At 56.7% G+C, this 13,651-nt stretch carries 13 protein-coding genes; 8 read left to right on the plus strand and 5 right to left on the minus strand.

Annotation, left to right across the window (positions count from 1 at the left end; genetic code table 11):
- Nucleotides 1–48: 48 nt before the first annotated feature.
- Nucleotides 49–366, minus strand: coding sequence for an ArsR/SmtB family transcription factor (locus N7220_RS19380; RefSeq protein ID WP_283149177.1), 318 nt, complete (start codon nt 364–366; stop codon nt 49–51).
- A 115-nt stretch (nt 367–481) separates the two neighbouring features.
- On the opposite strand from N7220_RS19380, the gene N7220_RS19385 reads away from it, so the two are divergent.
- A complete protein-coding gene (locus tag N7220_RS19385) occupies nt 482–1,363 on the plus strand; it encodes an MBL fold metallo-hydrolase (protein WP_283149178.1) in 882 nt (293 codons plus the stop codon).
- Nucleotides 1,364–1,397: 34 nt separating this feature from the next.
- Here the strand turns inward: N7220_RS19385 and N7220_RS19390 are convergent, their stop codons facing one another.
- Nucleotides 1,398–1,805, minus strand: a complete 408-nt coding sequence (locus tag N7220_RS19390) for a DUF805 domain-containing protein (protein ID WP_283149179.1) — start codon at nt 1,803–1,805, stop codon at nt 1,398–1,400.
- A gap of 359 nt (nt 1,806–2,164) precedes the next feature.
- Here N7220_RS19390 and N7220_RS19395 point away from each other — a divergent pair, with 359 nt between their 5' ends.
- Nucleotides 2,165–3,283: an S-(hydroxymethyl)glutathione dehydrogenase/class III alcohol dehydrogenase gene (locus tag N7220_RS19395; RefSeq protein WP_313790883.1), complete on the plus strand. Its 1,119-nt coding sequence runs from the start codon at nt 2,165–2,167 to the stop codon at nt 3,281–3,283.
- Between the two features lie 30 nt (nt 3,284–3,313).
- Nucleotides 3,314–4,150: an S-formylglutathione hydrolase gene (fghA, locus tag N7220_RS19400; protein ID WP_283149180.1), complete on the plus strand. Its 837-nt coding sequence runs from the start codon at nt 3,314–3,316 to the stop codon at nt 4,148–4,150.
- A gap of 95 nt (nt 4,151–4,245) precedes the next feature.
- Here the strand turns inward: fghA and N7220_RS19405 are convergent, their stop codons facing one another.
- From N7220_RS19405 to N7220_RS19415, 3 genes are all read right to left on the minus strand, one after another.
- Entirely contained in the window at nt 4,246–5,037 is a 792-nt protein-coding gene (locus N7220_RS19405) for a transporter substrate-binding domain-containing protein (RefSeq protein WP_283149181.1), read from the minus strand.
- Nucleotides 5,038–5,284: 247 nt separating this feature from the next.
- Entirely contained in the window at nt 5,285–6,424 is a 1,140-nt protein-coding gene (locus N7220_RS19410) for a metallophosphoesterase (RefSeq protein WP_283149182.1), read from the minus strand.
- Between the two features lie 245 nt (nt 6,425–6,669).
- Complete coding sequence (locus N7220_RS19415; RefSeq protein ID WP_283149183.1) at nt 6,670–6,816, minus strand: hypothetical protein; 147 nt, start codon at nt 6,814–6,816, stop codon at nt 6,670–6,672.
- A gap of 286 nt (nt 6,817–7,102) precedes the next feature.
- Here N7220_RS19415 and N7220_RS19420 point away from each other — a divergent pair, with 286 nt between their 5' ends.
- The 5 genes from N7220_RS19420 to N7220_RS19440 all read left to right on the plus strand — a co-directional run bounded on the left by N7220_RS19420 (nt 7,103) and on the right by N7220_RS19440 (nt 13,474).
- Nucleotides 7,103–7,684, plus strand: coding sequence for a DJ-1/PfpI family protein (locus N7220_RS19420; protein WP_283149184.1), 582 nt, complete (start codon nt 7,103–7,105; stop codon nt 7,682–7,684).
- A gap of 54 nt (nt 7,685–7,738) precedes the next feature.
- Complete coding sequence (locus tag N7220_RS19425) at nt 7,739–9,223, plus strand: FAD-linked oxidase C-terminal domain-containing protein (protein ID WP_283149185.1); 1,485 nt, start codon at nt 7,739–7,741, stop codon at nt 9,221–9,223.
- Entirely contained in the window at nt 9,223–10,332 is a 1,110-nt protein-coding gene (gene glcE, locus N7220_RS19430) for a glycolate oxidase subunit GlcE (protein WP_283149186.1), read from the plus strand. The genes N7220_RS19425 and glcE overlap by 1 nt, the downstream gene beginning before the upstream one ends.
- 4 nt (nt 10,333–10,336) lie before the next feature.
- Nucleotides 10,337–11,587, plus strand: coding sequence for a glycolate oxidase subunit GlcF (gene glcF / locus N7220_RS19435; RefSeq protein ID WP_283149187.1), 1,251 nt, complete (start codon nt 10,337–10,339; stop codon nt 11,585–11,587).
- A gap of 456 nt (nt 11,588–12,043) precedes the next feature.
- Nucleotides 12,044–13,474, plus strand: coding sequence for a tagaturonate reductase (locus N7220_RS19440; protein WP_283149188.1), 1,431 nt, complete (start codon nt 12,044–12,046; stop codon nt 13,472–13,474).
- Nucleotides 13,475–13,651: the final 177 nt, after the last annotated feature.

Here is a 13,651-nt window from a genome sequence, read left to right on the forward strand (position 1 = left end):
TCGTGTACACAGACGCGACCACAAGGGCTCAGCCGCATGTAAAAGTGCTTATTGGGGGCAGTACAGCTGATAGAGCGTTTCCAATAGCTTGAGCACCCGTGGGTCGGCGATGCGGTAGTACATCCGTTTACCATCGCGCCGGGTAGCGACCAGCCCTTCACTGCGGAGTACGCCGAGTTGTTGTGAAAGTGTGGGCTGATGCAGATCCAGCGCGTCTTCCAGTTCGCTGACCGAGCTTTCGCCTTGGCTGAGCTGGCACAGCAGCAGCAAGCGGTCCGGATTGGCCAGCACGCGCAATGTGGCGGTGGCTTCGTTGGCGCCCTGGCGCATGAGTGCCAGCGGGGGAGCGAGATGATCAAGAGTCATGACATGGATAACCGTGGTCTGCCCTGGCCGGTCAGCGCAGGTGTTTCTAAACAATTTACAAACATATATTATATTAATTGGTATAACGATGAAAGACCATCACCGGGAACATCTCATGCAAGCGCTGATAGAAACCGTGTTTGACACCGCCACAGGTACCGCTACCCATGTGGTATACGACCGTCGCAATGGCTATGCCGCGGTAATTGACCCGGTGCTCGATTACGATGCCAAAGCCGGGCGCATCCGTACTACCAACGCTGATCGGGTACTGGCGTTGCTGGCCAGTCACGGTCTAACCCTGCAATGGATACTGGAAACCCACGCCCACGCCGATCATCTATCGGCAGCGCAGTACCTCAAACAGCAAGCGGGGGGACGAGTCGCCATTGGCGAGAACATTCTGGCGGTGCAGCAGACCTTCAAACGGCTGTTCAATCTTGGCGATGACTTCAACCCTGACGGCACGCAATTTGATCAATTGCTGGCTGCCGACGAGGTCATCACGATTGGCGAGTTGCACGCCGAGGTGCTGGCGGTGCCGGGGCATACAGCGGCGGATATCGCTTTTCAGATCGGCGACATTGTCTTTGTTGGCGATACCTTGTTCATGCCGGATGTCGGTACGGCCCGCTGTGATTTTCCGGGCGGCGATGCGCGCGTGCTGTATCAATCCATACGCAAGCTACTGGATTTACCGGCTGAAACGCGCCTGCTACTATGCCATGATTACCCGCCAGCGCAGCAACGCGCGCCGGTTTGGGAAACCACGGTTGCCGCGCAAAGAGCGGCGAATATCCATGTCCGCGACGGTATTGGCGAAGATGAATTTGTGGCCATGCGTAACCAGCGCGACATGACGCTGGATGTGCCGTTGCTGATTTTGCCTGCGGTGCAAGTCAATATCCGGGCGGGAAGCCTGCCGCCTGCGAAAAGCAACGGGGTGCAATATCTGAAAATTCCACTCAACGCACTTGGGCGTTCGCGCGCCCGTTGAATTGAGTGGAGTGGGCCAGATGCCTGCATCCTGACTAAAACTGGCCTGGCACAGGCGCTTCTGGTTCGTCGAAATCCAGCCGTGGCGATGGGCCATAGCGATTGGTACCCGGAGTGCTCTGCTGCAGCATGAACACCAGCATCACAATCGCCCCCACGATGGGCAGCAAGACGATCAGTAACCACCAGCCAGTGTGGTCACCGTCATGCAAGCGGCGCACGGTGACCGCCAGCGATGGCAGCAGCACCGCCAGGCCATATACGGTACCCAAAATGCCAATTGCTTCGCCGTGGCTTTCAATGGTCAAACCCGTCAGATGATCAATCACCCGCAAAATGACGGTGATGATGACGTTGCACAACACGAACATCCAGTATTCCTTGCGGCGTGCGCGGCCGCTGAAACCCAGGTAATTCTTTAATACAGCCAGGTACCAGTTCATCTGTTTTTTTCCTTGGTCTGGATTGCGGTCTGGTTTTATTTTCCGGCACCAATGCGGCGAGCGCCGGGGCTGGGCAAGTTGCGGCCAGGTGCTGATTTTATAGCTGATTCACTGAACGGATGCCGGATGACAAATCCGTTTACCGCGTGCGTCTCGACCAAACGCTGTCGCCAACATTCAATCTGCCGCGATACATTTATTTGTGAAGTGCGTCAGCCCGTTGATTTTTCTGCATTTATTGGCTGGCAGCATGCAACGGGCCACGCCTGGAGCCATGGAGTTCCATTCAGTTGACATGTCTGGCGGCCTATAATGCGGCTTCTGTACCCCTGTTACCGCTTTTGCCAAGGAAATCCATCATGATCAAATCCCGTGCCGCCGTTGCCTGGGCCGCCAGACAACCATTGGAAATTGTTGAAGTTGAGGTGGATGGCCCGAAAGCGGGCGAGGTGCTGGTACGGATCGTGGCGACCGGCGTCTGCCATACCGATGCTTATACCTTGTCCGGTGCCGACCCTGAGGGGATCTTCCCGACCATCCTTGGCCACGAAGGCGGAGCGATTGTGATGGAAGTAGGCGCTGGCGTAACCAGCGTCAAACCAGGCGACCACGTGATTCCGCTGTACACCCCGGAATGCGGCAAATGCAAGTTCTGCCTGTCGGGCAAGACTAACCTGTGCCAGGCCATTCGCGCCACGCAAGGCAAGGGTTTGATGCCTGATGGCACCAGCCGCTTTTCGTATCAAGGCAAACCGATTTACCACTATATGGGCACCTCGACGTTCTCTGAGTACACCGTGTTGCCAGAGATTGCCGTCGCCAAAATCAGCAAAGAAGCGCCTCTCGAAAAAGTCTGCCTGCTCGGTTGCGGCGTCACCACTGGCATGGGCGCGGTCATGAACACCGCCAAGGTTCAGCCAGGCAGCACCGTCGCCATCTTTGGTCTGGGCGGGATTGGCCTGTCGGCGATTATCGGCGCGGTGATGGCCAAGGCCGAGCGCATCATTGGCGTTGACGTGAATCCGGCCAAGTTTGAGATTGCCCGGCAATTGGGCGCCACAGATTGCATTAATCCAGCTGATTACGACAAACCGATCCAGGAAGTCATTGTTGAACTCACCGATGGTGGCGTGGATTACTCGTTTGAATGCATCGGCAACACCAAAGTCATGCGTTCAGCACTGGAGTGCTGTCATAAAGGGTGGGGTGAATCGATCATCATCGGCGTGGCCGGTGCGGGTGAAGAAATCAGCACCCGGCCATTCCAGCTGGTCACCGGCCGCGTCTGGAAGGGCTCGGCATTTGGTGGCGTACGCGGTCGTTCCGAGCTGCCTGGTTATGTGGACCGCTACATGAAGGGCGAGTTTGAACTGGATACCTTCATCACCCACACCATGGGCTTGCAGGACATCAACAAGGCGTTTGATCTGATGCACGAAGGCAAGAGCATTCGCAGCGTCATTCACTACGATCTTTAATCGCACTCAGACCGCATCGGAGTCCGCTGCATGGCGTTAACCCAACTCTCCCGCAATCGCGCCTTTGGCGGTTGGCAAAGTCGGCATCAACACACCTCAAGTCATTTGCATTGCGACATGAAGTTTGCGGTTTATCTGCCGCCACAGGCAGAAACGCAGAAAGTGCCGGTGGTGTACTGGTTGTCCGGGCTGACCTGCACGGACGAGAACTTCACTCATAAGGCGGGCGCACAGCGGATTGCGGCTGAGTTGGGGCTGGCGCTGGTGATCTGCGATACCAGTCCGCGCGGGCCAGCGGTCGCCGACGACGGTAGTTACGATCTGGGGCAGGGCGCTGGTTTTTATCTGAACGCCACCCAATCGCCGTGGGCCGAGCATTACCAGATGCACGATTATGTGGTGCATGAACTACCGGAGCTGGTTGAGGCGCATTTTCCGGTGCTGCCAGTGCGCGGGATTGCCGGACATTCAATGGGCGGGCACGGTGCATTGGTGCTGGCGCTGCGCAATCCGGGGCACTATCGCTCGGTATCTGCTTTCGCGCCGATCTGCCATCCGGCTGAGGTACCGTGGGGTAAAAAAGCATTTACGGCGTATCTGGGTGAGAACGAAGCGGCCTGGCAGGAATGGGATGCTTCGGCGCTGCTACGTAAAGCCACTGAACATCTGCCCATGCTGATCGACCAAGGCGAAGACGACGAATTTCTGTCCACCCAACTGTGGCCGGAAGCCTTGGTCGGCCCGGCGCAAGCCAGCGGTTATCCACTGACCTTGCGACGCCAGCCAGGCTACGACCACAGCTATTATTTCATCGCGACTTTCATGGAAGACCATCTGCGCCACCACGCGGCTTGCTTGTATGGCTAAGTGATGGCCTTGCCAGATGGTATACAGAAAATGGGGTGCATCCTTATATGCACCCCATTTATCGATCTACCGGTCCGCCCGTAAAACCACAAACCTCAGGGCGTCGATTTATCGATCACGTCTACCTGGAAGTAATGCTTGGCGATCTTGTCGAATGTGCCATCGGCCTTCAGCGCCGCAATCGCGTCATTCAGCTGCTGGCGTAATGCCGTATCCGATTTGCGCAGCCCAATCCCCACGCCAGGCCCGAAAATCGAGGCATCCTTGATCGGTGCTCCGGCATAACCAAAAGCCGAACCAATATCGGTACGCAAAAAGCCTGAATAGGCCGCTTGCGATTCTTGCAACGAGGCGTCGATGTTGTTGGCCAACAGGTCCATGTACACCTTGTCCTGATTCGAATATTCCACCACGGTGACGCCCTTGGGCTCCCAACGGGTTTTGGCATAAGTAGCCATGATCGAACCCTGCAGCACGCCGATGCGCTTACCCTTAAGTGACGAAACATCAGGTGTCAGATGGCTCTTTTTGTTGGCGATCAATTGCACCGGCACGGCGTAAATCGGGTCAGTAAAGGCAATGCTTTTCAGGCGTTCTTCGGTGATATTCATGGCGGAATGGATCGCATCAAAGCGATTGGCCTGCAACGCCGGGATCAGATTGTCGAAGGGCATTTCCACCCAACTGCATTGAGCTTCGATTTTCTTGCACAAGGCATTGGCAATATCGATATCAAAACCCTGCAACTTGCCCGAGACACTTTTGGATTCAAACGGTGGGTAAGCGGCTTCAATGCCAATGCGGATTACTGCGGCTTTTTGGGCCAGGGCAACGCTGCTGCCAATGGCTAGAGCCAAAGCCAGCACAAGCTGCTTGCGCAAGTTCATAAGTACTCCCGATCTGTGTGGTTTGACTGGTTTTTATTTGATGTGAATACCGCGCCCAATCTGACAGCCCGTCCTGCTACTCACAAGCGTGGCTATCCCTAAGGGGCGTTGGGCATCAGAACAGCATAAGCAAAGGCTGTTCCAGATCAGTCGTATACAAGAAGGGTGGGCAATGCACAAGCAATGGCGCGGGTTAACGCTCAGGAAGAGCAGCAACCCGCGCCAGCTAAGAGGATGCAATGATGATTTATGGTGCAGTCACCAGGCGTAAGCGGGTGATTTCGGACGGTGCACCAAAGCGTTTCGGTGGCCCCCAATAGCCAGTGCCACGGCTGGTATACACCCATAGCTGATTCAACTGGTTCAGCCCGGCGGTAAAGGGTTGCTGAAAACGCACAAACAGATTCCACGGCCAGAACTGGCCACCGTGGGTGTGACCGGACAACTGCAAATCAAACCCGGCGGCAGCGGCGGCAGTAGCAGTGCGCGGTTGGTGCGCCAGTAGTACTTTGATCCCGGCATCGGCCGGAGCGCCTGCCATGGCGGCGACAGGATCGCTGCGTTGCGCTTCATTGAAATGGTGCGCGCCGTAATCGGTTACGCCGGCCAACACCAGCGGTGCGACGCCATCATGCTGCAACACGACGTGTTCATTGAGCAGCACATGCAGGCCAAGGCGACGTAACTCGGCGGTCCATTCGTCCGCGCCAGAATAATATTCGTGATTGCCGGTTACAAAGTAGGTGCCGTGGCGAGCGCTCAGGCGGGCCAGCGGCGCGGTGTGCTGGTTCAGATCAGCCACACTGCCATCCACCAGATCTCCGGTCACCGCGATCACATCTGCGTTCAGGGTGTTGACCTTGTTGACGATGGCATCCAGATAATTGCGTTTGATAGTCGGGCCAACGTGGATATCGCTGATCTGGGCAATGGTAAAACCATTGAGATTGGCGGGCAGGCCAGCTACCGGCACATCTACGTTCACTACATGCGCACGACGGCGAGCGTTCACGAAGCCGATCAGCGTGACCAGCAGCGCCAGCGCCGGAACCGCTACTGCCGACCATTGCACCAACTCAGCGTACTGGCTGGCCGCCAGTAACAGACCCACCAGCAACACCACCTCGCGCAGCAGCGTCAGCACAAACAACGACGAAAACAGCCCCATGGCCAGCATGCCAGCCCAAGCCAGCCGGTCTGACAACGGCTGGCGCTGGATGCCGCGCGCCAGCAAACCCAAGGGCAGCAACAGGCAGGACAGCACCAGACCGGCAACACTCACGATCTGACCGGCCAGACCCAGCGGCAACGCCGGGATCAACCGGATGCCGATATACAGATGTAGCACCACCAGCAAGCTGACGGCAAAAGTGAACGAACGACGCATTGGGCAAGCTCCAGATAACCACCGCAAACAGGTGGCTGGATGATTTTGGTGGGGAACCGGCGTTGCCAGTAACACAGCGGCACTGGTGCGGGTTAGCCCGATTTGTCTTAGCTAGATGGGTAACTCATATGACATATTCAAGCAGGGCGCCCCAGGAAAATGGCCAGATGGCGGCTGAACGCCATCACTCACGTGTAAAAAACAAACCCCGCGTTGAGCGGGGTTTGTTGCATGCGCCAGTGAACTTACTGGCCCATTTTCACGCCTTGAGTCGGGTTGGCCGGGTTGTCGCCTTTGTGCCAGCGTTCACCTTGTGAACCGCCAGCCAGCGCTGCGGTAGTAGCAAAAGCCATAGAAAACAGAACAACGAGTGACATGGCAATACGTTTCATGATGGTTTCTCCTGTTGTTGGTGCGAGGATTTTCCCCCGTCAGTGGCACTTACGCATGGACCGTCCAAATGGATGCAAAGTTCATTGCGGTAGATATAATAATTTTCTGAACTTCTTTGTCATGAATTTGCAACGACTGATATCCGCGCCAGAAAATTTCTTTCTTGCCCAGACATTTACCGTGTGATCGGTTAGCTGATCTTTGGCGCCGGTAAGTGGCGGCTTTATGGTCTAGCGTGATGCATGGGCGACTTCTGTCGCGCCCATACGACCTGCGGAGATCAACATGAGTGCGAAGAAAATACTGGTACTGGCTGGGGATTACGTCGAAGACTACGAACTGATGGTGCCATTTCAGGCGCTGTCGATGGTGGGGCACAAGCTGGATGTGGTTTGTCCGGACAAAAAAGCGGGCGAGCAGATTCGTACTGCCATTCACGACTTTGAAGGCGACCAGACTTATAGCGAAAAGCGTGGCCACAACTTCACATTGAATGCCACGTTTAGCGAGATCAATCCGGCCAGTTACGATGCCTTGTTGATTCCTGGCGGGCGTGCCCCGGAATATATCCGGCTGAATTCTGCGGTGCTGGACGCAGTGCGCCACTTTGCCCAAGCCAACAAGCCTATCGCCGCCATTTGCCACGGCGCGCAATTGCTGGCAGCGGCTGGCGTGCTGGAAGGGCGCTCATGTTCGGCTTATCCGGCTTGTGCGCCTGAGGTCAAACTGGCTGGTGGTACCTATGCCGAAGTGGAAATTACCGGGGCCCATCGTGACGGCAATCTGGTGACCGCCCCAGCTTGGCCAGCCCATCCGGCATGGCTGGCGGCTTTTCTGGAGGTGCTGGGCACGCGGATTACGCTATAACCAAGGGTAGGGGATGCATCCTGCCCGGGTGCATCCAGACTGCCAGGTTGGGAAATGCACACAGATACCCGCCCCTCACGTAGTGATCTCACAGCTCGTTTGCTGGATGCATTGCAGCGCGAGATTCCGTCCTGTCAGATATTGTCTGATCGTGAAGATACCGCCCCTTACGAGAGCGATGCCTTGCCGGTGTATCGGCAATTGCCGCTGGCGGTGGCTTTGCCCGCCAATGAGGCCGAGGTCCAGGGCGTCTTGCGGGTTTGTCGGCGATTGGGCGTGCCGGTGGTGCCTCGCGGCGGCGGTACGAGTTTGTCTGGCGGGGCGACACCCATGGCGCATGGTCTGGTGCTATCGCTGGCGCGACTGAAAAACATTGTGTCGGTCGATCCGTTAGCCCGCACCGCAACCGTGCAGCCCGGCGTGCGCAATATCCAGATATCAGAAGTCGCCGCGCCCTACGGTCTTTACTACGCGCCTGATCCTTCATCGCAGATTGCCTGCACCATCGGCGGTAATCTGGCCGAAAACGCCGGTGGCCTGCATTGTCTGAAATACGGCCTGACCGTGCATAACATCTTGCGCGCCCGCGCCATCAGCATGGATGGCGACATTCTGGAGTTCGGCTCACTGGCGCCTGACGCGCCGGGGCTGGACTTGCTGGCCATTCTGATTGGCAGTGAAGGCATGTTTGCGGTGGTTACGGAGATCACCGTGCGTTTGATTCCGCGTCCGCGCACAGCCCGGTTGGTGCTGGCCAGTTTTGACGATGTCGAAACTGCAGGCGATGCGGTAGCGGCCATCATCGGCGCGGGGATCATTCCCGCCGGGCTGGAAATGATGGATCAACCCGCTGTTCAGGCCGTCGAGGCGTTTGTGCACGCTGGATACGACCAAGGCGCCGCGGCTATTTTGTTATGCGAATCCGATGGCACCAGCGAAGAAGTCGCCGACGAAATCGCACGTATCGGCGAGGTTCTGCAACAGCACAACGCACGTCTGGTGCAGGTTTCGGCCAACGAAACCGAGCGGCTGAAATGGTGGTCCGGTCGCAAAAATGCGCTACCGGCAGCGGGTAGACTGGCGCCGGATTACTTTTGCATGGACGGCACCATTCCCCGGCGCGCTATCGGCAAATTACTCAAGCGTATCAAAGCCATGGAGACAATATATGGTCTGCGGTGCTTGAACGTGTTTCACGCGGGCGATGGCAATCTGCATCCGCTCATCCTGTTTGACGGGAATGATGCCGATGAATTGCGGCGCGCTGAAGCTTTTGGCGCCGACATCCTTGAGCGCTGCGTTGAATTGGGCGGCACCATCACCGGCGAGCATGGGGTAGGTATCGAAAAACTTGATTCCATGTGCGTGCAGTTCGCCCAAGCCGAGCGCGAGACTTTTCTGGCGATCAAGCGAGCCTTTGATCCGTTGGGTCTGCTCAATGCCGACAAGGGTATTCCCACCCACGCCCGCTGCGCCGAGCATGGTCAGTTGCGGGTGACGGCGGGGCAACTGCCATTCCCGGACATTCCGAGGTTCTGATGGCGCAACCCGACCCAGTCCTGGCGTTGGCACGTATCCGCGATCAGGTACGCGCGGCCACTTCGACGCAAACCCCGTTACGCCTTCATGGTGGCAACACCAAAGCCTGGTACGGCAATCCGGTGCAAGGTGAGCCGCTGGACTTGCGGGAGTACGCGGGGATTGTGGCCTATGACCCGGCCGAACTGGTGATTACCGCGCGTTGTGGTACGCCGCTGCGGGACATCGAAAGTGCCTTGGCCGCCAGTGGCCAGATGCTGCCGTTTGAACCGCCGCACTTTGGCCCAGAGGCCACGTTGGGAGGTTGCGTGGCCGCCGGACTCGCCGGGCCGCGGCGGATGTATAGCGGCGCCATTCGCGATTTTGTGTTGGGTGCCACCAGCCTGAATGGGCGCGGCGATGTCATGCATTTTGGTGGTCAGGTCATCAAAAATGTGGCTGGTTACGATGTTTCTCGCCTGTTTGCCGGCTCGCAGGGCACGCTGGGTGTGCTGCTGGAGATATCAATCCGTCTACTTCCGGCACCACAACATGGCCAGACCTTGCGCTTTGTAATGGACGAGGCACAGGCAATTGAAACCATGAACTATTGGGCGGGCAAACCCTTACCGCTGACCGCCTCCTCGTGGCATCAGGGCGAATTGTTATTACGGCTGGCCGGTAGTCAAGCTGGCGTGATGGCTGCCACCTCGGAACTGGGCGGCGATCTGCTGGCGCCAGAGGTTGCGGATGCGCGCTGGCACGCACTTAAAGAACAGACCGATCCGTTTTTTGCTCTGCAACACCAAGCGGATTGGCAAGAGTGCGGCTTGTGGCGCCTGGCCGTACCACCCACTGCGCCTGCCCTGGCTTTGCGGGGCGAGCAGCTTATTGAATGGGGCGGCGGCCAACGCTGGTGGTTGACGGATGAATCCGCGACCGACATCCGTATTATTGCGGCAAGCGCTGGCGGACATGCCACGCTATGGCGGCGGCCATTTACCAAGCCCATATTGACCAACGCATTTTCCCCACTGGCACCGGCGTTACTGGCGATTCATCGTCGGCTAAAAACGGTGTTTGATCCCGCAGGCATCTTTAATCAGCATCGCCTTTACCCGGACTTCTGAGTCTATGCAAACCCGTTTGCCGCAAACACTGCGCAATACCGAGCAAGGCGCCGAAGCCGAGGAGATTCTGCGCAAATGCGTGCACTGCGGTTTTTGTAATGCCACATGCCCCACTTATCAGGTTTTGGGCGATGAACTGGACGGCCCCCGCGGGCGCATCTATCTGATCAAGCAAATGCTGGAAGGCCACGCCACAACGGCGCAGACGCAACTGCATCTGGACCGCTGCTTGACCTGCCGCAATTGCGAAACAACGTGCCCATCCGGCGTGCAGTTTGGCCGCTTGCTGGAAACCGGGCGCCGACAACTGGCTCTGCAAACGCCAAGGCCACTGGCGGCACGGGCGGCCAGACGTGCGCTGGCCGCGTTTTTGCACCAGCCCACGTTATTTTCCACCGCACTGCGGCTCGGGCAGTTTATGCAACCGGTGTTGCCTGCGGCTGTCAGCGAGAAAATCCCACCGCGCGCTCAAAGTGGTGGGAAGTGGCCAACAAGGGTTCATCCAGACAAAGTGTTAGCGCTGACTGGCTGCGTGCAACCGGCGATGTCCCCCGGCATCAATCTGGCGACCGCGCAGGTACTGGACGCGCTGGGCGTGCAAATGGTGATGGCCAATCACGCCGGATGCTGCGGCGCCATCCCTTTGCATTTGGGGTTTGATGAGGATGCGTTGATCGACGCCCGGCGCAATATTGACGCGTGGTGGCCATGGGTAGAGCAGGGGGTAAAAGCCATCGTCATGAACGCTTCGGGTTGTGGCGTCACTGTCAAAGACTATGGCCATCTTCTGCGACAAGACACGCGTTACGCCGCCAAAGCTGAACGCATAGCCGAACTGACAGTGGATATTTCGGAATTTCTGGAAGGCTACATCGATCGACTCCATCGCCTGATCAAGCCCTTGGGGACACGTACCGTGGCTTTCCATCCGCCATGTACTTTGCAGCACGGGCAGCAAATTCGCGGGAAGGTCGAGGCGATTCTCAGTGTTTTGGGTATCACAGTGAAACTGCCGCAGAACGCCCATTTGTGCTGTGGTTCGGCAGGCACGTATTCCATCCTGCAAAGCGAACTCTCCAAAACCCTGCGGGATAAAAAATGCGAAGCGCTTTCACAGTTGGGCGCGCAATGCGTGGTTTCTGCCAACATCGGCTGCATTTGCCATCTGCAAACCGGCATCTCAATCCCGGTCATGCACTGGGTTGAACTGGTGGCGCAGTTGCTTGGAACCGCGCGCGAAATCGAAAGTAGCTGATTTCGTTTTAGCCGCCAGATTCAATTTCTGGCAAGTAGCCACTGTCACGCGGTGCGAGCCGGGTAGTTGATGACTTGGGCTAAGGATATGCGCCAAGGTGTGTCATAAAAGCAGCACATACCGGTAAAAAAAAACGCAAAAAGCCCATATTGGCGAGCAGGTTTTCCCACCCGAGCTAACCCGCGCCGTTGCTGGATTCCCTCTGTTTTCCCACTTCCCAGTCTAAATGTAGTTTGCGCTAGATCAGCTACAACGCTCTTGTCATGCTGATATATTAGGCGCAGCATTCTGATATATCACCAAGACAGTGCAATCACAGCACTTAAGTGGTGCGACGCACAAAATTTCGATCTGGAACAAGTATTTGCATAACGCCGCTGCCTGATGAGCGAGCGTAATCAGCAATGCTCCAAAACCGAAAACTGTATTTCGTTCCGAATGCTAACCGGACACAACATGAAGACGTTGATTCGCGATACGCCGTTTACGCTACCGATCAAATTCATCCAGTTTGGCGAAGGCAATTTCTTGCGTGCTTTTATCGACTGGCAAATTGATCTGCTGAACGAACGCTGCGGCCTGAACGCAGGTGTGGTGGTGGTCCGCCCGGTTGGCAACAGCGACAAGCCATCGCTGGATACGCAAGGTGGTGTCTATACCACGGTGATTCGGGGACTGAATGAGGCCGGTGAGGCCATCAAACAGTTCCGCAAAATCACCTGTGTGCAGCGAGAAATCAATTGTAACACCATGTTTGCCGAGTACCTGCAGCTGGCGCATAACCCGGACGTGCGTTTTATCGTCTCAAACACCACCGAGGCTGGCATTGCCATCAATGACCGTGATAGCTATCACGACCAGCCGCCGACCAGTTTCCCGGCCAAGTTAACCCGTCTATTGCACGAACGCTTTTGCCATTTTTCTGGCGCACAAGATAAAGGCGTCGTCCTGTTGCCGTGTGAGTTGATTGATCACAACGGGCAAGTGCTGGCCGCAGCTGTGCGACATTTTGCCAGCCTCTGGCAATTGGGCGACGATTTCAGCCGCTGGCTCAACGAGGCCTGCTTCTTTTGCTCAACGTTGGTGGATCGCATCGTCCCCGGATATCCGCATGAGGAAATCAACGCGCTGGAGGCTGAACTGGGGTATCACGATCAATTTCTGGTCGCCGCTGAGTATTTTCACCTATTTGTGATCGAAGGCCCGACTTGGCTAGCAGAAGAGCTCAAGCTGGCGGGCGCTGATCTTAATATCAAGCTGGTTGACGACATCACGCCATATAAGCAGCGCAAAGTGGGTGTATTGAACGGAGGCCATACCGCGATGGTCCCGGTCGCCTTGCTGGCCACCCTGGAAGCGGTGGGTGAAGCGGTAGATGACCCCGTCGTTGGGCGTTTCCTGCAGGAAACTCTTGATCAGGAAATCATCCCTTCGTTACCGCTGGAGAGAACTGAACTGGACGCGTTTGCGGCGGATGTCCTGCGTCGCTTTCGCAATCCGTACATTCATCACCGTCTGGAGTCCATTGCCCTCAATAGCTGGAGCAAATTTGCTGCGCGGGTCATGCCGCAATTGCTGACTTATCAGCGCACCAATAATTGCATCCCGCCCAGACTGGCCATCGCATTCGCCGCCACTGTTCTGCTTTATCGCGGTGGTGTGGTGCCGCTGGTGGACGACCCTGCCAATCTGGCCTGGTTCAAATCAGCGTGGCGGCAAGTGGGGTATGGCAGCTGGTCGCAGCGTGATGTGGTGCAGGGCTGGCTGGCAAACACCGAATTATGGGGACGCGATTTAAATTGCATCCCCGGTTTGACAGAAGCGCTGACCGCATCAGTGGATGCTATTGATCGCGACGGCATTCGTAAAGTGCTCGCGGCGCTTTGAGCGGGTTGACGTGTTGTTATTTATTCAGCCCGGATATTTTTGTCTTGGCAGTAATTGAAGTAAACCCGAAATGCTGGTCTCTCGAAGCTGAGAGTGAGGACACAACGGGATTGAGGTGCCTTTGTTTGATCTGGAGCGTGCGTAACTTGGGGAGCACATCTGGTCTGGCAAATGGTA

Source organism: Silvimonas soli (assembly GCF_030035605.1).
Taxonomy (GTDB): Bacteria; Pseudomonadota; Gammaproteobacteria; order Burkholderiales; family Chitinibacteraceae; genus Silvimonas; species Silvimonas soli.

Excerpts from the sequence above, each read along its gene's own strand:
- N7220_RS19385 (WP_283149178.1), top strand. The coding sequence starts at position 482 with ATGCAAGCGCTGATAGAAACCGTGTTTGACACCGCCACAGGTACCGCT.
- glcF (WP_283149187.1), top strand. The coding sequence starts at position 10,337 with ATGCAAACCCGTTTGCCGCAAACACTGCGCAATACCGAGCAAGGCGCC.
- N7220_RS19410 (WP_283149182.1), bottom strand. The coding sequence starts at position 6,424 with ATGCGTCGTTCGTTCACTTTTGCCGTCAGCTTGCTGGTGGTGCTACAT.
- N7220_RS19420 (WP_283149184.1), top strand. The coding sequence starts at position 7,103 with ATGAGTGCGAAGAAAATACTGGTACTGGCTGGGGATTACGTCGAAGAC.
- N7220_RS19425 (WP_283149185.1), top strand. The coding sequence starts at position 7,739 with ATGCACACAGATACCCGCCCCTCACGTAGTGATCTCACAGCTCGTTTG.
- N7220_RS19395 (WP_313790883.1), top strand. The coding sequence starts at position 2,165 with ATGATCAAATCCCGTGCCGCCGTTGCCTGGGCCGCCAGACAACCATTG.
- N7220_RS19390 (WP_283149179.1), bottom strand. The coding sequence starts at position 1,805 with ATGAACTGGTACCTGGCTGTATTAAAGAATTACCTGGGTTTCAGCGGC.
- N7220_RS19415 (WP_283149183.1), bottom strand. The coding sequence starts at position 6,816 with ATGAAACGTATTGCCATGTCACTCGTTGTTCTGTTTTCTATGGCTTTT.
- N7220_RS19405 (WP_283149181.1), bottom strand. The coding sequence starts at position 5,037 with ATGAACTTGCGCAAGCAGCTTGTGCTGGCTTTGGCTCTAGCCATTGGC.
- N7220_RS19380 (WP_283149177.1), bottom strand. The coding sequence starts at position 366 with ATGACTCTTGATCATCTCGCTCCCCCGCTGGCACTCATGCGCCAGGGC.
- glcE (WP_283149186.1), top strand. The coding sequence starts at position 9,223 with ATGGCGCAACCCGACCCAGTCCTGGCGTTGGCACGTATCCGCGATCAG.
- N7220_RS19440 (WP_283149188.1), top strand. The coding sequence starts at position 12,044 with ATGAAGACGTTGATTCGCGATACGCCGTTTACGCTACCGATCAAATTC.
- fghA (WP_283149180.1), top strand. The coding sequence starts at position 3,314 with ATGGCGTTAACCCAACTCTCCCGCAATCGCGCCTTTGGCGGTTGGCAA.